Origin of the sequence: Streptomyces justiciae, from assembly GCF_015163075.1 — a bacterium.
In the GTDB taxonomy this organism is placed as follows: Bacteria; Actinomycetota; Actinomycetes; order Streptomycetales; family Streptomycetaceae; genus Streptomyces; species Streptomyces justiciae.
In genome coordinates this window covers 889,448-911,740 of sequence record NZ_JADDXU010000001.1, presented here as the reverse complement: position 1 = coordinate 911,740, position 22,293 = coordinate 889,448, and the positions used below count along the sequence as shown (strand labels likewise).

The following is a 22,293-nucleotide window of genomic DNA, read 5'->3' as shown; positions in this document are numbered from 1 at the left end:
GGCTCTCCTCGTCCTCGGCTCGTTCGCCCTCAGCATGCCCCGTCCGAGTCCCCCGAGATGCGCCATCCGGGGCATCCGTGACACCAACTCCCTCTTGTTCCGGTTGAGTCGAACAGGTACATGTCGCCGTACCGATCTCAGGAAGCTCCCGGAGGAGGTACGACCCGTGCGCACCACGAGAACCGCCCCTGCGAGACCCGTACTGATCGCCACCCTCGCCCTGACCACGGCGGGGTCCCTGCTCCTCACCCCGCACCCGGCGGGCGCGGACCCCGAGCCCGCCCCCACCCGCCACGAGCCCGCCCTCGACCAGCGCGCCGCCCAGGCCCCGGCGAGCGCCGCCGCGCGCGCCCTCGACACCGCCGCCCCCACCAGCAACCCGATCACGGGCTATCCGCGCGAGCAGGTGCTCTCCCCCGACCCCGAGAACCCCGCCGACAAGTCCATCAAGCTGGGCCTCACCCCGTACCACGCGATCGCCCCGAAGCTGAACGCGCTCCAGGCCCTCGGTGACCGGGTGAGCGTCGAGGTGACCGGGAAGTCGGCGGGCGGGCACCGCCTCTACCTGGTCACCGTCACCGCCCCGGAGTCCGACCGCCAGGCCCGCGCCCAGGAACGGATGCGGGCGCTCATCGAGAACGCCCCGGCGACGGCCGCCAAGTCAGCCGAAATCAGAGCGAGTTACAAAGCCCCCGTCTTCTTCAACAACAACATCCACGGCAACGAGTGGGAGGGCACCGACGCCTCCCTCAAGCTCATCGAGCAGCTCGCCACCGCCAAGGACAAGCGCACGGCGGACCTCCTCGCCCACTCACGCCTGTACTTCAACATCACCGCCAACCCCGACGGCCGTATCGCCGGAACCCGCGCGAACGCCAACGGCTTCGACCTGAACCGGGACTTCGTCACCGCCTCCCAGCCGGAGACGCGCGCGATGCGACAGATCGAGATCGACAAGCAGCCGGCTGTGATGCTCGACCTGCACGGATACGTCAACGGCACCCTCATCGAGCCCACCACTCCCCCGCACGGCGAGAACTACGAGTACGACCTCTTCCTGAAGAACACCTACGCCAACGCCCTCGGCATGGAGGCCGCCGTCAACGGCCTCGGCTACATGCCCGCGAAGGACGGCGTGGAACCGGCCCAGATCCCGTTCCGGGACCAGCAGGAGGGCTGGGACGACTGGCCGCCGATCTTCACCCCGCAGTACGCGGCCTTCCACGGCACGGTCGCCGCGCACACGGTCGAGATCCCGCTCCAGGTGAACAACTCGGCCTACACCAGCCTCCCGGTCGAAGAACTCCGCCGCCGCTCGACCGTCAACACGGCCGTGGCAGGCGCCGCGATCCGAGCCACGCTCGACTTCGTACAGGCGCGCCGGACTTCACTCATCACCGACCAGATCGAGGTCTTCCGGCGCGGGGCGGCAGGGGCCGCGCAGGTGCCGGTGTCCTCGGAGACCGTGCCGGGCGTCCCCGGGATCGGCCCGGAGGACGTCTACACCACCACCTTCCCCCGGGCGTACGTGATCCCGTCCGGCAAGACGGCCGCCGCCCGCCTCGTGAACCACCTCCTGGCCAACGACGTCCGAGTCACCCGCGCCACCAAGCCCATCCGCCTGTCCGGCCGCACCTACCCGAAGGGCTCGTACGTCGTCGACATGCACCAGCCCAAACGCGGCCTCGCGAACGTCCTGTTGGCGGACGGCCGGGACATCAGCGACAAGGTGTCGGTGATGTACGACATCTCGGGCTGGAGCCTGGGCCGCCTGTGGGGCGCCGAGGTGACAGCCGTGCCGACGGGGAGGCTCACGGGCCTCCCGCTGCGAGCCGTACAGGAGGCCACGACCGTCGGCCGGGTCGCCCCGCGCGGCGATCTGAGCCTGCGGCTCGACGACCCGGCGGCGATCGCGGCCGTCAACTCCCTCCTCCAGCAAGGCGTTCCGGTACGGGCCACGGCGGACGGCGGCACCGCGATCGTCCCGGCGTCGGCCCGTCCGAAGGCAACAACCACCGCCGGCACCTACAACGTCACCTTCGACGCCACCCGCCTCACAGGCGCCACCCCCCTCCACCGCACGCGCGTGGCCGCCGCGGTCACCCCGGGCGAGCTCTTCGCCCTGCGCGAGATGAACTTCGAGGTCACGCCGGTGTCGACGGCGGCCCTCAACGCGGGGTTCGACTGGTCGGCGACGGATGTGCTGATGGTGTCGACGGGATTGGAGTACGGCGAGCTGACGGCAACGGCCCGCACAGCCCTCGACGCATTCCTCTCTCCCACCGCCGGTCATGGCCTGGTCGGACGAGGGATCACGGGGGCCGAACTGAGCGCGGCCACCGGCCTCCTGGCCGCGAAGCCCGTCGAGGGCAACGGGGACGCGAACGGGGTGGTCCGCATGGTGAACGCGGGACCGATCACCACCGGCACCCCGGGTTACGGTTTCGTGTACGCGCCCGTCTGGTTCACCGACCTCGGGCCGGGGGTCCGCGTGGAGCAGTCGTACGCGACCGGCAACCCCTTGGTCTCCGGGCACTGGCGCCCGTTGGAGGACGGCACCGCCGGACCGACCGCCGCGGCCGGACAACCGTCGGTGATCAGCGGTCCGCAGGCGGTCCTCTTCGGCACCGAGCCTCTCTTCCGGGACCACCCGAAGGGAGAATTCCCGCAGGTGGCACGGGCATTGTTCAGCATGGCAGCAGTCAAGGAGAGCGGATGACGCAGGAGATCCACGGCACCGTCGCCGACGGCTTCGAGGCGGTGCGCGAGGAGTTCGCCGCGTTCGTGGCCGGTGAACGCCCCGACTACGAGGGCCAATTGTGCGCCTACGTCCACGGTCGCAGGGTCGTCGACCTGTGGACCGGTGACGGCAACGAGGCCGACTCCCTCCACGCCGTCTTCTCCTCGACGAAGGGCGCCGCGCACCTGGTCGTGGCGCTCCTGGTCCAGGACGGCACGCTGGAACTCGACCGCAAAGTGACGTACTACTGGCCGGAGTTCGGGGCCGAGGGCAAGGGCGGGCTCACCCTCCGCGACCTGCTCGCGCACCGGGCGGGCCTGGTCGGCCTGGACGCCGGCTTCAGCCGGGCCGAGATGGCCGACGACCGCGCGATCGCCGAACGCCTCGCCGACCAGCGCCCGTTCTGGCGCCCCGGCACGGCCTTCGGCTACCACGCACTGGTCATAGGCGCCCTGACCGGCGAGGTGGTCCGCCGCGCCACGGGCCGCACGATCCAGGACCTGTGGGAGGAACGAGTCCGCGCCCCGTACTCCCTCGACTTCCACCTGGGCCTCCCCGCCTCCCAGGAGCCCCGCTACCGCCCGATCCAGCCGATGCTCCCCACCCCCGAACAGCAGTCCCTGATCGACGCGTCGCCCCAAGGCCCGCACACCCTGGCTTCGATCGCGTTCAACGCCCACGTCCCGGACCCAACCGACCTGGTGGACTTCGCCAACTCCCGCGAAGTACGCGCCAAGGGCCCGGCCTCCGCGGGCGGAGTGGCCGCGGCCCGCGGCATCGCCGGCATGTACGCGGCGGCGATCAGCGAACTCAACGACCGCCCACCCCTCCTCAAGCCGGACACGATCGCCGAGGTCGGCCAGATCCACTCCATCGGCTACGACCTGATCGCCCGCGCCCACCGCTCCTACGGCCTGGGCTTCCAGGCCACGGCCGACACCTGGCACCCCTTCCTGGGCGCCGGCGCCTTCGGCCACAGCGGCGCAGCAGGCTCCCAGGGCTTCGCCGACCCCCGCAGCGGCCTGGCCTACGGCTACACCCGCCGCAGGCTCGCCTTCCCAGGCGGAGCAGCCCCAGAGAACAACGCTCTGGTAAGGGCGATACACACAGCAGCGCTGGCCAACTGAACCCCAAAACCCACAGCACAGGCCCACCAAGTCCCACTCTCTGCGGGCCACCGGCCGGGAGGGAGCCGAAGGGGCGCGCCGGTGTCGAGAGTGCGAACGCGCGGAGGCCCGAAGGGCCGAGCACGATCGCGCTCTCGACACCGGCTGAGAGCGCCCCGTAGGCGACCGACCCAGACATTCAGCACGCCAACTGTGGGAGGCGCCTACTAAGCGCACCTCGCACAAGAGGGCCGTACCCGACGTCCACGGGTACGGCCCTCTCGCACACAACGAGCAACCTCAGACCAGGGTCACCGTGATGTTCCCCCGCGTCGCCTTCGAGTAAGGGCAAACCTGATGAGCCTGCTCCAACAGCGCCCGCCCCGTAGCAGCGTCCACATTCGGAATGTGCGCCGAGATCTCCACGATGATCCCGAACCCGTCGTCGTTCTTCCCGATCCCCACCTTCGCGGTGACCGTCGAGCCGCTGATGTCGGCCTTGGTCTGGCGGGCGACGACTCCCAGCGCGCCCTGGAAGCAGGCGCTGTACCCGGCGGCGAAGAGCTGCTCGGGGTTGGTGCCCTCGCCGTTGCCGCCCATTTCCTTCGGCGGGTTCACGACGACGTCGAGGCGGCCGTCGTCGGTGGCGACGCGGCCGTCGCGGCCGTTCTCGGCGGTGGCGACGGCGGTGTACAGGACGTCGGACTGCTGGATGGACATGCGGTGGGTCTCCTCCTCGTTCCGCCGCGACTCGCGCCCACGATCGACGACGGTTTCGGAAAGAAGTTACCGCATGCCGAAAACGCCCCGGAAGCCCTACAGCCCAACAGCCCAACAGCCCGACAGCCCTACAGCCCTACAGCTTGACGATCATCTTCCCGGTGTTGTCGCCGCGCAGAACCCCGAGGAACGCCTCCAGGTTGTTCTCGATGCCCTCGACGACCGTCTCGCGGTACTTGAGCGCGCCGGACGCCACCCACGGGCCGACCTCGGAGACGAACTGCGGCTGGAGGTCGTAGTGGTCGCCGACCAGCAGGCCCTCGATACGGCCGCGGGTCTGGATCAGACGAGCGAGGTTCCTCGGACCAGGAGCCGGCTCGGTGTTGTTGTAGACCGAGATCATGCCGCAGATCGCGATCCGGCCGCCCTGGTTCAGCGAACCGATCGCCGCCTCCAGATGGTCACCACCCACGTTGTCGAAGTAGACGTCGACCCCGTCCGGCGCAGCGGCCCGCAGCTGCTCGCTCACCGGCCCGTTCTTGTAGTTGAACGCCGCGTCGAACCCGTACTCCTCCACCAGCAGCTTGACCTTCTCGTCGGAGCCGGCCGAGCCGATGACCCGGGAGGCGCCCTTGAGCTTGGCGATCTGGCCGACCTGGCTGCCCACGGCACCCGCGGCGCCGGAGACGAAGACCGAGTCACCCTCCTTGAAGGCGGCGGTGCGCAGCAGGCCGGCGTAGGCGGTGAGGCCGGTCATGCCGAGGACGCCGAGGTAGGTGGAGAGGGGCGCGGCGTCGGGGTCGACCTTGACGGCCTGCGTGGCGTCGAAGGTGGCGTACTCGCGCCAGCCGCCGAAGTGCAGGACGTGGTCACCGACGGCGATGCCCTCGGCGCCGGAGGCGATGACCTCGCCGACCGCGCCGCCCTGCATGACCTTGCCGAGCTCGAAGGGGGCGACGTACGACTTGGCGGCCGACATCCGGCCGCGCATGTACGGGTCCACCGACAGGTACTTGTTCCGCACCAGCACCTGACCCTCACCCGGCTGCTTCACCTCGGCCTCGACCAGGGCGAAGTCCTCGGGCTTCGGCCAGCCGACGGGACGGCTGAGCAGGTGCCACTCGCGGTTGATCATGACGGACCCTTTCGAAATTTACTTCAGTACCTGAAACAACCATGCGCCTGAATATTTCAGGTTGTCAAGTAATGGGGGTAGTCTTGAGCCATGGCCACTCCACCCAAGACCCGTCGCCCCGACGCGCTGACCATGGAAGTCGTCGAGCTGATCGGTGACGTCGTGGCGCGCTTCTACGAGGACTACGAGGAGGCCGCCGGCGACCACGCGCTCACCGGCGCCCAGGCCCGGCTGCTCAGCCTGCTGTCGCTGGAGCCGCTGCCCATGCGGAAGCTGGCGCAGAAGCTGAAGTGCGAGCCGTCGAACGTCACCGGGATCGTGGACCGGCTGGAGACGCGAGGGCTCGTGGAGCGGCGACCGGACCCGGCGGACCGGCGGGTGAAGGTGGCGGCGGTGACGGACGAGGGCCGGGAGGTGGCCCGGAGCCTGCGCGAGGAACTGCGCTTCGCCCGCGAGCCGCTGGCCGGGCTGTCGGACGAGGAGCGGGAGTCGCTGCGGGACCTGCTGCGCCGGATGCTGAACTCCTAGGCTCAGCGCCTGGCCCAGCCCCCAGCCGCAACTCCTGGGCGCAACGCCTGGCCCAGCCCCCAGCCGCAACTCCTGGGCGCAGCGAACTAGTTGCTCAGCCCCACCCCACCCCTCAGGTGCACCACCACAGGAACCGCTCGCACTCCGTCTCACTGGGGGACGGCTGCGCGGTCGGCCGGCTCGTCGTCGGGTCGGCGGTCGGGGTCGCGGAGGCGGCCGGGGTCGTCGGCGCGTTCGTGGGCGGGACGACCGGGGCCGTGGCGGTCGCGGACTGGGCGTCCTTGTCCTTGTCGTCCTTGTCCTTGTCGTCCTTCGACGCCGAGGCCGAGGGTGACGCGGAGGCGTCCGCGGAGGCCGAGGCAGAGGGGACGGTGCCGTTCGTGTCGTCCAGCGGCTCGGCCGGTGTGCTCGCCTCCGCCGACGCCGCGCCCTCGGCCAACTCGTCGCCCGCCGCGGCCGGCGTGGAGTTCGAACCCGGGGCGTCCATGCCGAGCTCGGCGAGGCTCAGTCCACCGGCGGCCAGCACGAAGCCCGCGGCGACCAGGAGGACCCGGCGGCGTCTGCGGCGGTGTGCCGCGGCCTTGCGGTCACGCCGGCTGCCGCCGCCCTCGGCATCGGCAGCCTCGTCGTACTCGTCGTCGTACTCGGGGTCCTCGGAGTCGTCGTACTCCTCCGGCTCCTCCTGCGGTACGGCCCGTCCGCGGCGTCCCTGGGCGCGGCGTCGTGCCGCGCGGCCGCCGATCACGACCTCGGGCGTCTCCTCGGGCCGCTCGTGGGGCTCTTCGTACGACCCCTCGTGACTCTCCGCGGTCTCGGCGACCGTGGCGGTGTCGCCGTACGCGACGGCCTCGGGACCGCTCCCGTACGCGTCCGCGTAGCCACCGTCGTACGACTGGTACGCCCCGCCACCCGCCTGCTGCGGCACGTACTGCTGGGCCTGCATCTGCTGCGTTTGCAGCTGCTGCACCTGCTGGTCCTGCGCCTGATGCGGCTGCTGCTGGGCGGGGACGCGGGGCTGGGCGGCGTACGCGCGGAGTTCTTCGACTGAGGTACCGCACCCCGGGCAGGCGAGGGCGCCGTTGAGGTGCCGTCGGCACGGGAGGCAGTAGTCCATGACGCGGGAAGATTAAGTTCCTTGTGGGGAGCGTTCCTAGAGGCAGCTGTGAAGGTTGTGTGGGAACTGGCCGTTCCGGTGGGGCGAGTTGAGGAGGATCCGCCCATCCGTCCCCAACTCGCCGAAACCGGTTTCCTTCCGGGCTGTTCAGGCTTTCTTGCGGGTCGTCATCACGCGCTGGATCAGGATGAACGCGCAGAGCAGCACACCGGTGGCGATCTTCGTCCACCAGGAGCTGAGCGTGCCCTCGAACTGGATGATGCTCTTGATCAGGCCGAGCACCAGGACACCGAACAGCGTGCCCAACACATAACCCGAGCCACCCGTCAGCAGCGTCCCGCCGATGACCACGGCGGCGATCGCGTCGAGTTCCATGCCGACCGCGTGCAGCGGGTCGCCGGACTGGATGTAGAGCATGAAGAGCAGGCCGGCGAGTGCAGAGCAGAAGCCGCTCATCGTGTAGACCGCGATCTTCGTGCCGCCGAGCGGGAGACCCATGAGGAGGGCCGACTGCTCGTTGCCGCCGATGGCGTAGATCCGGCGGCCGAAGCGGGTGTAGTGAAGGATGTAGAAGGCGGCCGCAAGGACGACGAGGGCGACCAGGGCGCCGATCGACAGGTCGCCCAGGCCCAGGGACACCCGGGTCTCGGCGAGGCTGCTCACCGCGGAGTCGTTGATGGCGATCGACTCCTTGCTGATGACCAGGCACAGGCCGCGGAAGAGGAAGAGGCCTGCGAGGGTCACGATGAAGGGCTGGATCTCGAAGTTGTGGATCACATAGCCCATGAGGAAGCCGCCGAACGCGCCCACGCCCAGGGATATGGGGATCACGACCAGCAGGGGCAGGCCTACGTCCTGGACCAGCCACGCTGTGAGCATGGTGGTGAAGCCGATCACCGAGCCCACGGACAGGTCGATGCCGCCGGAAAGGATGACGAAGGTGGCGCCGACCGCGGCGACCAGCAAGTAGCCGTTGTCGATGAAGAGGTTGAGGAAGACCTGCGAGTCGCCGAAGCCGTAGTTCTGGTAGCGGCTGAGTCCGGCGATGTACATCGCGAGGAACAGGGCGGCCGTGACCAGGACGGGCAGTCGGCGGTCGCTCAGCAGGCGCGCCGCCTTGGACGGCGTACCGCCTTCGACCTTGTCGGGTGTCGTGGGGCTCTGGGTGGTCGTACTCATCACGACACCTCCATCTTGGGAGCGGGCTCGGCGGGGGCCGCGGCCGGCGTCGCCGGGGCCGTGGTCTTCGCGCGGGCGCCGAAGACCTTGGCGCGGAACTTCGGGGACTGGAGCAGGCAGACGACGATGACGACGGCGGCCTTGAAGACCAGGTTGGTCTGGGTGGGGACGCCGATCGTGTAGATCGTGGTGGTGAGGGTCTGGATGACGAGGGCGCCGACCACCGTGCCGCCGATGGAGAAGCGGCCGCCGAGCAGGGACGTACCGCCGATGACGACCGCGAGGATGGCGTCGAGTTCGATCCACAGGCCGGCGTTGTTGCCGTCGGCGGCCGAGGTGTTGGAGCTGATCATCAGGCCCGCGATGCCGGCGCACAGGGCGCAGAAGACGTACACCATGATCTTGATGCGCATCGAGCGGATGCCCACCAGGCGGCTGGCCTCGGCGTTGCCGCCGACCGACTCGACGAGCAGGCCGAGGGCGGTGCGGCGGGTGAGGGCGACGGTGACGGCGACGACCGCGGCGACCACGAAGATGGAGAACGGCAGGGTCAGCCAGTAGCCGCCGCCGATCAGCTTGTACGGCTCGCTGTTGATGGTGATGATCTGGCCGTCGGTGATCAGCTGGGCGACACCGCGGCCCGCGACCATGATGATGAGGGTCGCGATGATCGGCTGGATGCCCATCCGCGCGACCAGGAAGCCGTTCCACAGGCCGCAGACGACGGCCGCCAGAAGGCCGAGGCCCATCGCCAGCAGGACTCCGGCCAGGGCGTCCTGGTCCTTCTGGTCGCTGATGTAGGAGCAGGTCAGGGCGCCGGTGATGGCGACGACCGCGCCGACCGAGAGGTCGATGCCGCCGGTGGCGATGACCAGGGTCATGCCGACCGCCACCAGGATCAGGGGCGAGCCGAACAGGACGATCGAGACGAGGCTGCCGTAGAGGTGGCCGTCCGTCATGTGGATGGCGAAGAAGTCGGGGGTGAAGGGGATGTTGACGAGCAGCAGCGCCACCAGGACCGCGACCGGCCAGAAGAGGTTGTGGCGTGTCAGTGCTCGCCAGCGGGTGGTGGTGGTCACTGCTGTTCTCCGCTCTGCTCGCCGCTGGCGATGGTCTCGAGGATCTTGCTGGGGGTGATTTCCGGGCCGTTGGTGAGCCGGGCGACCAGCTTGCGGTCGCGCAGGACACCGATGGTGTGGCTGAGGCGGAGGACCTCCTCCAGTTCGGCCGCGATGTAGAGGACGGACATGCCGTCCTCGGAGAGGGAGACCACCAGTTTCTGGATCTCGGTCTTGGCGCCGATGTCGATGCCGCGGGTGGGCTCGTCGAGGATCAGCAGCTTGGGCTGGGTGATGAGCCAGCGGGCGAGGAGCACCTTCTGCTGGTTGCCGCCGCTCAACTGGCCTACGCGGGCTTCGGGGTTGGCGGGGCGGATGTCGAGGGCCTTGATGTACTTGGCGACGAGTTCGTCGCGCTGGGCGGTGGGGATGGGGCGGGTCCAGCCGCGGGCCGCCTGGAGGGCGAGGATGATGTTCTCGCGGACGGTGAGGTCGGGGACGAGGCCCTCGGTCTTGCGGTTCTCGGAGCAGAACGCGACGCCGGCGCCGATGGCGTCGTTGGGGGCGCTCATCGAGACCTGCTTGCCGCCGATGGTGACCTTGCCGGCGTCGGGCTGGTCGGCGCCGAAGAGGAGCCTGGCCAGTTCGGTACGGCCGGAGCCCAACAGGCCCGCGAGGCCGACGACTTCGCCCTTCTTGATGTCGAGGTCGAAGGGTTCGATGCCGCCGGTGCGGCCGAGGCCCTCCGCGGTGAGGAGCGACTCGCCGACGTCCGCGTGGAGTTGGTGGTCGTGCAGCTCCTCCAGCTGGTCCAGGGCCTTGCCGATCATCAGCTCGATGAGCTGGACCTGGTCGAGGTCGCGGACCAGGTGCTCGCCGACGAGGGTGCCGTTGCGCAGGACCGTCATGCGGTCGCAGATCTCGTAGATCTGGTCGAGGAAGTGCGAGACGAAGAGGATCGCCACGCCCTCGTCGCGCAACCGCCGCATCAGGCGGAAGAGTTCGAGGACCTCGTCGCGGTCGAGGCTGGAGGTCGGCTCGTCGAGGACGAGGACCTTGGTGCCGGAGCCCGAGCCGTCGCTGTCGCCGTGGCCCACCGACCGTACGATCGCGACGAGTTGCTGCACCGCGAGCGGGTACGAGGACAGCGGCGCGGTGACGTCGATGTCGAGGCCGAGGCGGTCGACCATCTCCGCGGCTTCCTTGCGCATCCGCTTCCACTGGATGCGGCCGGCGCGGGTGGGTTCACGGCCGATGAAGATGTTCTCCGCCACCGACAGGTTGGGGCAGAGGTTGACCTCCTGGTAGACGGTGCTGATGCCGGCGTGCTGCGCCTGCAGCGGGCTGCCGATCCGCACGTCCCTGCCGTCGAGGGTGATGGTGCCGCCGTCCAGGGTGTAGACCCCGGTCAGCACCTTGATCAGGGTGGACTTCCCGGCCCCGTTCTCGCCCATCAGGGCGTGGATCTCGCCGGGGAAGAGCCGGAAGTCGACGCCCGACAGAGCCCTTACCCCCGGAAATTCCTTGACTATGCCCGTCATCTCCAGGACGGGCTGCGGCTCTGCCATGGCAGCGCTCCTCCATGAAATCGGTTCAGGCCCACGGCAGTTCGGGGCTGCGGTGCGCCGGTCCCCCGCGGGGAGCCCCGTCGGTGCCGAGGTGTGCTCGGCCCGCCGGGGGCTCCCCACCGGTGCGTGCGGTCGGTCAGTACTTGCGGGTCGGGAGGGCGGCCTTGGCCTGGTCCTGCATGAAGTCGCCCTCCTTGGTCTTGATCCAGCGCTCGACCGTGCCGCCGTCGTGGACCGTCTTGACGACCTCCATCAGCTGGGGGCCGAGCAGCGGGTTGCACTCGACGATGGCGTTGATCTTGCCCTCGGACATGGCGACGAAGCCGTCCTTCACGCCGTCGATCGAGACGATGAGGATGTCCTTGCCGGGCTTCTTGCCGGCCGCCTCGATGGACTGGATGGCGCCGATGGCCATGTCGTCGTTGTGCGCGAAGAGCACGTTGATGTCCGGGTTGGACTGCAGGAAGGCGGCCATGACCTGCTTGCCGCCGGCGCGGGTGAAGTCGCCGGTCTGGCTGACGACGATCTTCCAGTCGTCCTTGTGCTCGGCGTCCATGACCTCCTTGAAGCCCTTGGCGCGCTCGATGGCGGGGGCGGCACCGGTGGTGCCCTCCAGCTGGGCGATCTTGACGTTGCCCTTGAGGCCGGCCTTCTCGATGACCTTCTCGAGGATCTTGGCGGCGCGGCGGCCCTCGTCGGTGAAGTCGGAGCCGACCAGGGTGACGTACAGGGAGTCGTCGGAGGTCTCGACGGAGCGGTCGGTGAGGACGACCGGGATCTTCGCGGCCTTGGCCTCCTTGAGGACGGCGTCCCAGCCCGTGACGACCACCGGCGAGAAGGCGATGACGTCGACCTTCTGCGCGATGTAGTTGCGGATCGCGGAGATCTGGTTCTCCTGCTTCTGCTGGGCGTCGGAGAACTTCAGGGTGTAGCCCGCCTCCTTGGCCGCGGACTTCACCGACTCACTGTTGGCGGTGCGCCAGCCGCTCTCGGAGCCGACCTGCGAGAAGCCGAGGGTGATCTTCTTGCCGCCGCCGCTTCCCGCGGAGTCGCTGGAGCTGTCGTCCTCCTTGGCGCAGGCCGCCAGGGTGCCGGCCGCCGCCACGCCGATCGCCGCAGTGAGGAAGTTCCTTCTGTTGAGCATGTTCTTCTCCTTTGAAGAGCCGGTCCGGGGAGGACCGCTGGTACTCGTGGGACCGACTGCACTGCGTCCAGCCTGTCGATCATTATTCGAAATATCGGTCACACTGGTGTACGAATTAGCTGGTCGGTACATGTCAGTCGGGAGCGGTGCTGGCCCGGACGACGAGGTGCGGTTCGATGGCGACCCCGGGCGTCCCGGACGGGGCCCGGCCCTCGATGAGGTCCAGCAGCAGGGCGATGCTGTGCTTGCCGACCGTCGCGAAGTCCTGCCGGACGGTGGTGAGCGGTGGAGCGAAGAACTCGGACTCCGGGATGTCGTCGAAGCCGACGATCGCGACGTCCTGGGGTGTGCGCACGCCCGCTTCCCGCAGGGCCCGCAACACCCCCAGTGCCATCTGGTCGTTGGCGACGAAGACGGCGGTGAGTCCGCGGCCCACCCAGCCGGCCAGTTCCTGGCCCGCGCGGTAGCCCGACAGTGGACTCCAGTCCCCGCGCAGCGGCTTCGGCGGCTCGACGCCCGCCGCTTCGAGGGTGGTCCGCCAGCCGGTGACCCGGTCGGCCGCCTCCTGCCAGTCCTCGGGTCCGGCGAGATGCCAGACCGTGCGGTGCCCGGCGGCCAGCAGATGACCGGTGGCGAGCCGGGCGCCGAGCTGCTGGTCCACGTTGACGCTGGGGATCTCGGCGCCGGAGCCGGTGCCGACGACCACCACCGGGAAGGGGTGGCGGAGTTCGGCGAGGGCCTCGACCGCCGAGCGCTGCGGGGCGAGGGCGATCACCCCCTCCACGCCGCCCTCGCTGAGGTGGTCGAGCGCCTCGGAGAGGGTCTCCTTCGCCAGCTTGTGCAGGCTGACCGTCGAGACGGTGTACCCCGCCGCCCGCGCCGCGTCCTCCAGTGCGAACAGCGTGCTGGCCGGGCCGTAGAGCGTGGTGTTGGCGGCGACCACACCCAGGGTGCGGGTGCGGCGGGTGGCCAGGGCCCGTGCCGAGGAGTTGCGGCGGTAACCCATCTCCTCGATGGCGCGGAGCACCCTGGCCCGGGTCTCCTCCCGCACGTTGGGGTGATCACCCAGAACGCGGGAGACGGTCTGATGGGACACCCCGGCGAGGCGTGCCACATCGGCCATGGTGGGCGGCCGGAGCTCTAAGTGGTTCACGGCCGCACCTCCTGGCGGTCAGCGATCGGTTGAATGCGAGGCACATTGTGAGCGCTAACAATTCATGGCGGTCAAGAGGGCTGCAGCGGGGAAGTCGTCACGGTTGAATAACGCAGCAGGCTGCGGGAGTTGAGATACCGGACGGTTGTGCACGTCATCAAGACCGTTACGCCGTTCGACCCTCCGACCCATTGACACCCCGACCGAGACGTCCTTACCGTCAGGCCAGCATTTCGAACGTGAGCCGAAATTTCGAACAACGAGCTTGAGAGCCTAGGGAGTAGCTGACGTGCGCATCACGGGAATCAGCACGCACGTGGTCGGGACGCCATGGCGCAACCTGACCTACGTCCAGGTGCACACCGACGAGGGACTCACCGGAGTCGGCGAGACCCGCATGCTGGGCCACACCGACGCCCTGCTCGGCTATCTGCACGAGGCGAAGACCAACCACATTCTCGGGTCGGACCCGTTCGCTGTCGAGGATCTGGTCAAGCGGATGAAGTACGGCGACTACGGCCGTGCGGGCGAGATCGTGATGTCCGGCATCGCCGTGATCGAGATGGCCTGCTGGGACATCAAGGGCAAGGCGCTGGGCGTCCCGGTCTGGCAGCTGCTCGGCGGCAAGGTCACCGACAAGGTCAAGGCGTACGCCAACGGCTGGTACACCACCGAGCGCACCCCGGAGGCCTACCACAAGGCCGCCCAGGGCGTCATGGAGCGCGGCTACAAGGCCCTCAAGATCGACCCCTTCGGCACCGGCCACTTCGAGCTGGACCACGAGCAGAGCCTGTACGCCGTCTCGCTCATCGAGGCCGTCCGGGACGCCATCGGTCCGGACGCCGAGCTGATGCTGGAGATGCACGGCCGCTTCTCCCCCGCCACCGCCGTCCGCCTCGCCAAGGACCTCGCGCCCTTCAAGCCGGCGTGGCTGGAGGAGCCGGTGCCGCCGGAGAACCTGAAGGCGCTGGAGAAGGTCGCCGCCAAGGTCGACATGCCGGTCGCCACCGGTGAGCGCATCCACGACCGGATCGAGTTCCGTGAGCTCTTCGAGAGCCAGGCCGTGGACATCATCCAGCCCGACGTCGGCCACATCGGCGGCATCTGGGAGACCCGCAAGCTCGCCGCGACCGCCGAGACCCACTACATGCTGGTCGCCCCGCACAACGTCGGTGGCCCGGTGCTCACCGCCGCCTCCCTCCAGGTCGGCTTCACCGCCCCCAACTTCAAGATCCTGGAGCACTTCAACGACTTCGCCGACGCGGAGATCAAGAAGGTCGTCAAGGGCGCCCCGCAGGTCGTGGACGGCTACTTCGAGCTGTCGCACGAGCCGGGCCTCGGTGTCGAGCTGGACGTGGACGCTGCCGCCGAGTTCCCGCAGCAGCAGGCCCGCTTCGACCTGTGGGCCGACGGCTGGGAGCAGCGCAAGCCGAAGGGCACCGAGCAGTGAGCAGCGCGGTCGTCATCGGGGCGCCCGGCGAGCACGAGCTCGTCGCGCACACCCCGCGTGAGCCCGGTGCCGGCGAGGCCCTGGTCCGCGTGCACGCGGTCGGCATCTGCGGCAGCGACCGCGAGGTGTACCAGGGCAACCGGCCCGAGGGGTACGTCCGTTACCCGCTCACGCCGGGCCACGAGTGGTCCGGCACGGTCGAGGCCGTCGGCTCCGGGGGGCCGGAGTCGCTGGTCGGCCGCAAGGTGGTCGGCGAGGGCTTCCGCAACTGCCAGGTCTGCGACCGCTGCCACGCGGGCGAGACGACGCTGTGCACGGACGGCTACGAGGAGACCGGGTTCACCCAGCCCGGCGCCATGGCCGCCACCCTCACCCTGCCGGCCCGGCTGCTGCACGCCCTGCCGGACGACGCCGACCTGACGGCGGCGGCGCTCCTGGAGCCGGCCGCGTGCATCGCGGCCGCCGCGCTGAAGGCGAACGCGCGGCCCGGTGAGCGGGTCGCCGTGGTGGGCACGGGCACGCTCGGGATGTTCGCGGTGCAGTTCCTGCGGGCGGGCTCGCCCTCGGAGCTGCTGGTGGTGGGCACCCGCCCGGACCGCGCCGAGCTCTCCAAGACCTTCGGCGCCACCGACTTCCGCACCCGCGACCAGGAGCTCCCCGACGACTTCGACGTCGTCATCGAGACCGCCGGGTCGGCGTCCGCCGCGAACACGGCCGCCTCGCTGCTCAGACGCGGCGGCCGGCTCGTCCTGACGGGCATCCCGGCGCCGGGCGCGGACGGCCTCGACCCCACCGATCTCGTCGTACGGCAGCTGGAGGTGCACACCGTGTTCGGGGCGCCGCCGGACGCCTGGGCGCACACGGTGCGGGTCTTCGGGGCCGGGCTGCTCGATCCGCTGCCGCTCGTCACGCACGAGCTGCCGCTGGAGGAGTTCCCGCAGGCCATCGAGCTGGTCGGGTCCGGTGACCCGACCGTCGGCAAGGTCCTCCTCAAGCCGTGACGCCCCCCTGAGCCGTACGCCGGTACGGAGTACCTGACGACTTCGTACCGGCGTACACCCAATGTTCTGGGACCTAAGCCTTGTTGCATGTAGAGCCGCGATCCACGTCCGAAATATCGAACACGAAGGACAGCTTGTGACCGAGACCACCGCCAGCGCGGCCCGACGACCCGGTGAGCAGGCGCTCGCTGCGCTCGGCCTGGGCGCTCCCGCCCTCGACCCGGCCGACGCCTCTCCGCACACCTTCCCCGGTGGCGGCCGCTGGCGCACCGAAGTGCCCTCCGTGGAGGGCCCCGAGGCCCTCTCGGTCGTCCTCAAGGAGTCCTCGCGGCTCGACGTGCCGATCCACCGGATCAGCCAGGGCAGCGGCGTGTGGATGCTCACCGACGCCGAGATCACCGAGATGGTCGAGGCGACCGCCGAACGCGACATCGAGCTCTGCCTGTTCACCGGCCCGCGCGGCACCTGGGACATCGGCGGCTCCACCCGCACCGACTCCAAGGGCGCGGGCCTGCGCGCCCGCGGCCACGACGCGGTCGCCGGCTGTGTCGAAGACGCCGTCCGGGCAACGGAGTTGGGCGTGAAGTGCCTGCTCGTCGCCGACGAGGGCGTGCTGTGGACGCTGCACCGGGCGCGCACCGCCGGGATCATCCCGGCCGACACCACGCTGAAGGTGTCGGCGCTGATCGGTCCGGTCAATCCGGCCGCGTACGCCGTCTACGAGAACCTCGGCGGCGACTCGATCAACGTGCCCAGCGATCTGACGCTCGATCAACTCACCGAGATCCGGCGGGTGTCGGGCGCCCCGATGGACATGTACATCGAGGCTCCCGACGATCTGGGCGGCTATGTGCGGATGTACGAGGTCGCCGAGCTGATCCGGCGCGGCGCCCCGCTCTATCTGAAGTTCGGCCTGTCGAAGGCCCCGGGGATCTACCCCTACGGCCATCACATGCGCGATCTCACGCTGTCCACCGCCAAGGAAAGAGTGCGGCGCGGACGGCTCGCCCTGGACCTGCTCGCACGGCACGGAGCGGACGGCGACATGGCGCCGCTCGGCTCGCGACTGCCGGGCGCGCTGAAGCGGTTCGAAACGCCTGCATAACGTTCCGGACAACGCCCCTTCACAGAAGCCGACGGAGTCGAACAGACTCCGACACAACTTCTCTCGGCTCCACCTCGCTCCACCAGACAGGCGCTCGTACCGCAGATCGCCCCTGGCCCCTAGACCATCAAGGAAGATGATCATGCTTAACCGCAGAGCTGCACTCTCCGCCATAGCCACCTCGGCCGTCCTCGCCCTTTCCCTGACCGCCTGTGGCCAGGACAGCGAGGGTGGCAGCGCGGAAAGCAAGGGCGACTCCAAGGGCGGCACCATCGGCATCGCGATGCCGACGAAGTCCTCGGAGCGCTGGATCGCCGACGGCAAGAACGTCGAGACCAACCTGCAGAAGCTGGGCTACAAGACCAAGCTGGTCTACGGCGAGGACGAGCCCGACCAGCAGGTCTCGCAGATCGAGAACCTGATCACCCAGGGCGTCAAGGCGCTGATCGTCGCCGCGATCGACAACAAGTCGCTCAACAACGTCCTCCAGGAGGCCAAGGACGCGGGCATCCCGGTCATCGCCTACGACCGCCTGATCCTCGGCACGCCGAACGTCGACTACTACGCCTCCTTCGACAACACCAAGGTCGGCGAGCTCCAGGCCAACTACATCGTCGAGAAGCTCGGCCTCGCCTCCGGCAAGGGCCCCTTCAACATCGAGCTGTTCGCCGGCTCCAACGACGACAACAACACCAAGTACTTCTTCAACGGCGCGATGAGCGTCCTGAAGCCGTACATCGACTCCAAGAAGCTCGTCGTCAAGTCCGGCCAGGTCGACCTCAACAAGGTCACCACCCTGCGCTGGGACGGCGCCACCGCCCAGCGCCGCATGGACGACATCCTGACCGGCTCCTACAAGTCCGGCCGGGTCGACGCGGTGCTCTCGCCGTACGACGGCATCTCCATCGGCATCCTGTCGGCGCTGAAGTCCGACGGCTACGGCACCAAGGCCAAGCCGCTGCCGGTCCTCACCGGTCAGGACGCCGAGCTGGCCTCCGTGAAGTCGATCATCGCGGGCGAGCAGACGCAGACCGTCTACAAGGACACCCGTGAGCTCGCCAAGGTCGCGGCGAACATGGTGGACGCGGTCCTCAACGACAAGAAGCCCGAGACCAACGACACCAAGACCTACGACAACGGCTCCAAGGTCGTCCCCGCCTACCTGCTCAAGCCGGTGAGCGTCGACAAGACCAACTACAAGCAGGTCCTGGTCGACGGTGGCTACTACACCGAGGGCGAGCTCAAGTAATCAGCCCCCGGCTGTAGTCGTCTGCAACAGACAGAGATTGGAAGGCACGACCATGGCGGGACCCGTCCTGGAAATGCGCTCGATCGTCAAGACCTTTCCCGGCGTCAAGGCGCTCTCGGACGTCACGCTGACCGTCCGGCAGGGCGAGGTCCACGCCATCTGCGGTGAGAACGGCGCCGGCAAGTCCACCTTGATGAAGGTGCTCTCCGGCGTCCATCCGCACGGCACGTACGAGGGCGAGATCCTCTTCGAGGGAGAGGTCTGCGAGTTCAAGGACATCCGGGCGAGCGAGGCGCGCGGCATCGTCATCATCCACCAGGAGCTGGCGCTGGTGCCCTACCTCTCCCTCGCGGAGAACATCTTCCTCGGCAACGAGCACGCCTCGCGCGGTCTCATCGACTGGCGCGAGACCCTGCGGCACGCGAGCGAGCTGCTGCGCCGGGTGGGGCTCAGTGAGCACCCCGAGACCCGGGTCGCCGACATCGGTGTCGGCAAGCAGCAGCTGGTGGAGATCGCCAAGGCGCTCTCCAAGAAGGTGAAGCTGCTCATCCTCGACGAGCCGACCGCGGCCCTGAACGACGAGGACTCCGGCAAACTCCTGGACCTCATCCTGGAGTTGAAGAAGCAGGGCATCACCTCGATCATCATCTCCCACAAGCTCAACGAGATCCGCAAGGTCGCGGACTCGGTGACGATCATCCGCGACGGCAAGACCATCGAGACCCTCGATGTGAAGTCCGCGGAGACCACCGAGGACCGGATCATCTCCGGCATGGTCGGCCGCGACCTGGACCACCGCTTCCCCGAACGCACCGCGTACGAGGGCGAGTCGGACGCGGCTCCGGCGCTGGAGATCCGCGACTGGACCGTGCACCACCCGATCGACCAGCAGCGCAAGGTCGTCGATGACGTGTCGATCCATGTCCGGCGCGGCGAGATCGTCGGCATCGCGGGCCTGATGGGCGCGGGCCGCACCGAACTCGCGATGAGCGTGTTCGGCCGCTCCTACGGACGGCACGCGGCGGGCACGGTCCTCAAGGACGGCAAGGAGATCCGCACCAAGTCGGTCGCCGAGGCGGTCGACCACGGCATCGCCTACGTCACCGAGGACCGCAAGCACTACGGCCTCAACCTCATCGACACCATCAACCGCAACATCTCGCTGAGCGCCCTGAACAAGGTCGCCAGGCGCGGGGTCGTCGACGAGCACGAGGAGCGGCAGGTCGCCGAGGGCTTCCGCAAGTCCATGAACATCAAGGCGCCGACCGTCTTCGAGCCGGTGGGCAAGCTGTCCGGCGGCAACCAGCAGAAGGTCGTCCTCAGCAAGTGGATCTTCGCCGGCCCCGAGGTGCTGATCCTGGACGAACCCACCCGAGGCATCGACGTCGGTGCCAAGTACGAGATCTACACCGTCATCGACCAGCTGGCCGCCCAGGGCAAGGCGGTCGTCTTCATCTCGTCCGAGCTGCCGGAGCTGCTCGGCATGTGTGACCGCATCTACACGATGGCCGCCGGGCGGCTGACCGGCGAGTTCTCCCGTGCCGAGGCCTCGCAGGAATCGCTGATGCGCCAGATGACCAAGGACAAAGAGGTAACCCGATGAGCACGGATGTGACCGCCAAGACGCCGGCCCCGGCGCCGCCGGGCAAGAGCGGATCGGCCTCCGGCGAGAACCTGCTGCAGCTGATGCTGGACGGCCTGCGCCGCAACATGCGCCAGTACGGCATGCTGATCGCCCTCGGCCTGATCGTCGCGCTCTTCGCGGTGTGGACCGACGGCGACCTGCTGCTGCCGCGCAACGTCTCCAACCTGGTCCTGCAGAACAGCTACGTCCTGATCCTCGCGATCGGCATGATGCTGGTCATCATCGCCGGCCACATCGACCTGTCGGTCGGCTCGGTCACGGCGTTCGTGGGCGCGTTCGCCGCCGTACTGACGGTCCAGCACGACGTGGCGTGGCCGCTCGCGGTCGTGCTGTGCCTGGTGGTCGGCGCGGGTGCGGGTGCGGCGCAGGGCTTCCTCATCGCGTATCTCGGCATACCCTCGTTCATCGTCACCCTCGCGGGCATGCTGGTCTTCCGCGGCTTCACCGAGATCCTGCTGGAGGGCCAGACCCTCGGCCCGTTCCCGGGCGGCTTGCAGAAGATCGGCAACGGCTTCCTGCCGGAGACCGGCCCGGAGACCAACTACCACAACATCACGCTGCTCCTCGGCCTCGCCCTGATCGTCTTCGTGGTCCTCCAGGAGGTCCGCGACCGCAAGCGCCAGCAGGAGTTCTCCCTGGACGTGCTGCCCAGGAACATCTTCCTGCTGAAGCTCGTCTCGATCGTCGCCGCGATCCTCGTCGTCACCATGCTGCTCGCCAGCTACAAGGGTGCCCCGATCGTCCTGCTCATCCTGGGCGGCCTGGTCGTCGGCTACGGCTACCTGATGCGCAACTCGATCTTCGGCCGGCACATCTACGCGATCGGCGGCAACCTGCCGGCGGCGAAGCTGTCCGGTGTGAAGGACAAGAAGGTCACCTTCCTGGTCTTCCTGAACATGGGCGCGCTCGCGGCCCTCGCGGGTCTGGCCATCGCCGCGCGACTGAACGCGGCGTCCCCGAAGGCCGGTCTGAACTACGAACTCGAGGCCATCGCCTCGGCGTTCATCGGTGGCGCGTCGATGAGTGGCGGTGTCGGCACCGTCCTCGGCGCGATCATCGGTGGTCTCGTCCTCGGTGTTCTCAACAACGGCATGAACCTCCTCAGCGTCGGCTCCGACTGGCAGCAGGTCATCAAGGGCCTCGCCCTGCTGGCCGCGGTCGGGTTCGACGTGTGGAACAAGCGCAAGTCCGGTTCGTAGCAGGCAGGTTGTACCGGTCGGGCCCCGTCGGAAGGCGGGGCCCTTCCCATAGGAGGAGACACCCGGTGAAGGAACTCTTCGGCAAGCTCGCCGACGGCACCGAGATCCACCGCTGGTCGCTGGAGAACGGCGGCACCCGTATGAAGGTCCTGTCGTACGGCGGGATCGTGCAGTCCCTGGAGGTCCCCGACCGGCACGGCCGGTACGCGAACGTCTCCCTCGGCTTCGACCACATCGAGGACTACGTCACGTCCAGCCCGTACTTCGGCGCGCTGATCGGCCGGTACGGCAACCGCATCGGCAGGGGCCGGTTCACGCTGGACGGCTCGGTGTACCAGCTCTCCGTGGACGACGGCGAGAACAGCCTGCACGGCGGTGCGGCGGGCTTCGACACGGTCGTCTGGGACGTCGAGCCGTTCGAGCGAGGCACCGACGTCGGCCTGCGTCTGTCGTACACGTCCCCCGACGGCGAGATGGGCTACCCCGGCACGCTGACCGCGAAGGTGACGTACACCCTCACCGCCGACGGCGACTGGCGTATCGACTACGAGGCCACCACCGACAAGCCCACGATCGTGAACCTCACCAACCACGTCTACTGGAACCTCGCCGGCGAGGGCAGCGGCACGATCGAGGACCACGAACTGTCCCTTCCCGCCGCCCACTTCACGCCCACCGACGCGGGCCTGATCCCGACCGGCGAACTGGCACCGGTGGAAGGCACCCCGTTCGACTTCCGCGAGCCGAAGCCGATCGGCCGGGACCTGCGCACCGGGCATCCCCAGCTGCTCGCGGCCAAGGGGTACGACCACAACTGGGTGCTGGAGAAGGGGATCACGGCCGAGCCGGAGCACGTGGCGACGCTGCGCGACCCGTCGTCCGGCCGCACCCTGCGGATCGCCTCCACCGAGCCCGGCGTGCAGTTCTACTCGGGCAACTTCCTCGACGGCACGCTGGTCGGCCCCGCCGGCCGCACCTACCGCCAGGGCGACGCCGTGTGCCTGGAGACGCAGCACTATCCTGACTCCCCGAACCACGAGAACTTCCCGTCGACCGTGCTGCGACCTGGGGAGATCTACCGGTCGATCACGGTGCACTCCTTCCCCGCGTGACACTCCTTCACAGGTGGGGCACAAGTTCTTACCGATTTCTCAGCGGTTGAACAGTGCCACCCCAGCCCTCGTATGTATGAGCGGCCC

General features: G+C 68.8%; 18 protein-coding genes and 1 pseudogene. 10 read left to right on the top strand and 9 right to left on the bottom strand.

Going from position 1 to position 22,293, the window contains the following annotated elements; all coding sequences use genetic code 11:
- Window positions 1-166: 166 nt before the first annotated feature.
- Both IQ210_RS03985 and IQ210_RS03980 read left to right on the top strand, forming a co-directional pair.
- Entirely contained in the window at window positions 167-2,719 is a 2,553-nt protein-coding gene (locus IQ210_RS03985) for a M14 family zinc carboxypeptidase (RefSeq protein ID WP_194076939.1), read from the top strand.
- Window positions 2,716-3,867 carry a serine hydrolase domain-containing protein gene (locus IQ210_RS03980; RefSeq protein ID WP_194076937.1) on the top strand — a complete coding sequence of 384 codons (1,152 nt, stop codon included), beginning with the start codon at window positions 2,716-2,718 and terminating at the stop codon, window positions 3,865-3,867. Before IQ210_RS03985 ends, IQ210_RS03980 begins: the two co-directional genes overlap by 4 nt.
- A gap of 279 nt (window positions 3,868-4,146) precedes the next feature.
- Here the strand turns inward: IQ210_RS03980 and IQ210_RS03975 are convergent, their stop codons facing one another.
- Both IQ210_RS03975 and IQ210_RS03970 read right to left on the bottom strand, forming a co-directional pair.
- Window positions 4,147-4,566 (bottom strand): organic hydroperoxide resistance protein, encoded by a 420-nt coding sequence (locus IQ210_RS03975; RefSeq protein ID WP_194076935.1) that lies wholly within the window; start codon window positions 4,564-4,566, stop codon window positions 4,147-4,149.
- A 136-nt stretch (window positions 4,567-4,702) separates the two neighbouring features.
- Complete coding sequence (locus IQ210_RS03970) at window positions 4,703-5,701, bottom strand: NADP-dependent oxidoreductase (protein ID WP_194076933.1); 999 nt, start codon at window positions 5,699-5,701, stop codon at window positions 4,703-4,705.
- Between the two features lie 90 nt (window positions 5,702-5,791).
- Here IQ210_RS03970 and IQ210_RS03965 point away from each other — a divergent pair, with 90 nt between their 5' ends.
- Entirely contained in the window at window positions 5,792-6,229 is a 438-nt protein-coding gene (locus IQ210_RS03965; protein WP_194076931.1) for a MarR family winged helix-turn-helix transcriptional regulator, read from the top strand.
- Between the two features lie 112 nt (window positions 6,230-6,341).
- Here the strand turns inward: IQ210_RS03965 and IQ210_RS03960 are convergent, their stop codons facing one another.
- From IQ210_RS03960 to IQ210_RS03935, 7 genes and pseudogenes are all read right to left on the bottom strand, one after another.
- Entirely contained in the window at window positions 6,342-7,196 is an 855-nt protein-coding gene (locus tag IQ210_RS03960) for an SCO2400 family protein (protein WP_194076930.1), read from the bottom strand.
- Window positions 7,197-7,283: 87 nt separating this feature from the next.
- Window positions 7,284-7,343: pseudogene (locus IQ210_RS48620) on the bottom strand (hypothetical protein); the annotation flags it as partial.
- A 147-nt stretch (window positions 7,344-7,490) separates the two neighbouring features.
- The gene (gene yjfF / locus IQ210_RS03955; RefSeq protein WP_194076929.1) at window positions 7,491-8,522 is read right to left on the bottom strand and encodes a galactofuranose ABC transporter, permease protein YjfF; all 1,032 of its coding nucleotides are present in this window, start codon (window positions 8,520-8,522) and stop codon (window positions 7,491-7,493) included.
- A complete protein-coding gene (locus tag IQ210_RS03950; protein ID WP_194076928.1) occupies window positions 8,522-9,601 on the bottom strand; it encodes an ABC transporter permease in 1,080 nt (359 codons plus the stop codon). The genes yjfF and IQ210_RS03950 overlap by 1 nt, the downstream gene beginning before the upstream one ends.
- Complete coding sequence (locus IQ210_RS03945) at window positions 9,598-11,148, bottom strand: sugar ABC transporter ATP-binding protein (protein WP_194076925.1); 1,551 nt, start codon at window positions 11,146-11,148, stop codon at window positions 9,598-9,600. Before IQ210_RS03945 ends, IQ210_RS03950 begins: the two co-directional genes overlap by 4 nt.
- A 136-nt stretch (window positions 11,149-11,284) precedes the next feature.
- Entirely contained in the window at window positions 11,285-12,292 is a 1,008-nt protein-coding gene (locus IQ210_RS03940) for an ABC transporter substrate-binding protein (RefSeq protein WP_194076923.1), read from the bottom strand.
- 133 nt (window positions 12,293-12,425) lie between these two features.
- Window positions 12,426-13,445 (bottom strand): LacI family DNA-binding transcriptional regulator, encoded by a 1,020-nt coding sequence (locus IQ210_RS03935; protein WP_194076921.1) that lies wholly within the window; start codon window positions 13,443-13,445, stop codon window positions 12,426-12,428.
- A 289-nt stretch (window positions 13,446-13,734) separates the two neighbouring features.
- On the opposite strand from IQ210_RS03935, the gene IQ210_RS03930 reads away from it, so the two are divergent.
- The 7 genes from IQ210_RS03930 to IQ210_RS03900 all read left to right on the top strand — a co-directional run bounded on the left by IQ210_RS03930 (window position 13,735) and on the right by IQ210_RS03900 (window position 22,206).
- Entirely contained in the window at window positions 13,735-14,895 is a 1,161-nt protein-coding gene (locus tag IQ210_RS03930; protein ID WP_194076919.1) for a mandelate racemase/muconate lactonizing enzyme family protein, read from the top strand.
- The gene (locus IQ210_RS03925; RefSeq protein WP_194076917.1) at window positions 14,892-15,896 is read left to right on the top strand and encodes a zinc-dependent alcohol dehydrogenase; all 1,005 of its coding nucleotides are present in this window, start codon (window positions 14,892-14,894) and stop codon (window positions 15,894-15,896) included. The genes IQ210_RS03930 and IQ210_RS03925 overlap by 4 nt, the downstream gene beginning before the upstream one ends.
- Before the next feature lie 136 nt (window positions 15,897-16,032).
- Window positions 16,033-17,001, top strand: coding sequence for a glycosyltransferase family protein (locus IQ210_RS03920; protein ID WP_194076915.1), 969 nt, complete (start codon window positions 16,033-16,035; stop codon window positions 16,999-17,001).
- Window positions 17,002-17,137: 136 nt separating this feature from the next.
- Window positions 17,138-18,250: a multiple monosaccharide ABC transporter substrate-binding protein gene (gene chvE / locus IQ210_RS03915; RefSeq protein WP_228046741.1), complete on the top strand. Its 1,113-nt coding sequence runs from the start codon at window positions 17,138-17,140 to the stop codon at window positions 18,248-18,250.
- Window positions 18,251-18,302: 52 nt separating this feature from the next.
- Window positions 18,303-19,853 (top strand): multiple monosaccharide ABC transporter ATP-binding protein, encoded by a 1,551-nt coding sequence (gene mmsA, locus IQ210_RS03910; RefSeq protein ID WP_194076911.1) that lies wholly within the window; start codon window positions 18,303-18,305, stop codon window positions 19,851-19,853.
- A complete protein-coding gene (gene mmsB / locus IQ210_RS03905) occupies window positions 19,850-21,094 on the top strand; it encodes a multiple monosaccharide ABC transporter permease (RefSeq protein WP_194076909.1) in 1,245 nt (414 codons plus the stop codon). Before mmsA ends, mmsB begins: the two co-directional genes overlap by 4 nt.
- Before the next feature lie 8 nt (window positions 21,095-21,102).
- Window positions 21,103-22,206: an aldose epimerase family protein gene (locus IQ210_RS03900; RefSeq protein WP_228047005.1), complete on the top strand. Its 1,104-nt coding sequence runs from the start codon at window positions 21,103-21,105 to the stop codon at window positions 22,204-22,206.
- Window positions 22,207-22,293 lie beyond the last annotated feature (87 nt).

What these genes read in the sequence shown, in the direction of transcription:
- mmsB (WP_194076909.1), top strand. Translation starts at nt 19,850, where the DNA reads ATGAGCACGGATGTGACCGCCAAGACGCCGGCCCCGGCGCCGCCGGGC.
- IQ210_RS03975 (WP_194076935.1), bottom strand. Translation starts at nt 4,566, where the DNA reads ATGTCCATCCAGCAGTCCGACGTCCTGTACACCGCCGTCGCCACCGCC.
- IQ210_RS03965 (WP_194076931.1), top strand. Translation starts at nt 5,792, where the DNA reads ATGGCCACTCCACCCAAGACCCGTCGCCCCGACGCGCTGACCATGGAA.
- IQ210_RS03945 (WP_194076925.1), bottom strand. Translation starts at nt 11,148, where the DNA reads ATGGCAGAGCCGCAGCCCGTCCTGGAGATGACGGGCATAGTCAAGGAA.
- IQ210_RS03970 (WP_194076933.1), bottom strand. Translation starts at nt 5,701, where the DNA reads ATGATCAACCGCGAGTGGCACCTGCTCAGCCGTCCCGTCGGCTGGCCG.
- IQ210_RS03940 (WP_194076923.1), bottom strand. Translation starts at nt 12,292, where the DNA reads ATGCTCAACAGAAGGAACTTCCTCACTGCGGCGATCGGCGTGGCGGCG.
- yjfF (WP_194076929.1), bottom strand. Translation starts at nt 8,522, where the DNA reads ATGAGTACGACCACCCAGAGCCCCACGACACCCGACAAGGTCGAAGGC.
- chvE (WP_228046741.1), top strand. Translation starts at nt 17,138, where the DNA reads ATGATCATGCTTAACCGCAGAGCTGCACTCTCCGCCATAGCCACCTCG.
- mmsA (WP_194076911.1), top strand. Translation starts at nt 18,303, where the DNA reads ATGGCGGGACCCGTCCTGGAAATGCGCTCGATCGTCAAGACCTTTCCC.
- IQ210_RS03980 (WP_194076937.1), top strand. Translation starts at nt 2,716, where the DNA reads ATGACGCAGGAGATCCACGGCACCGTCGCCGACGGCTTCGAGGCGGTG.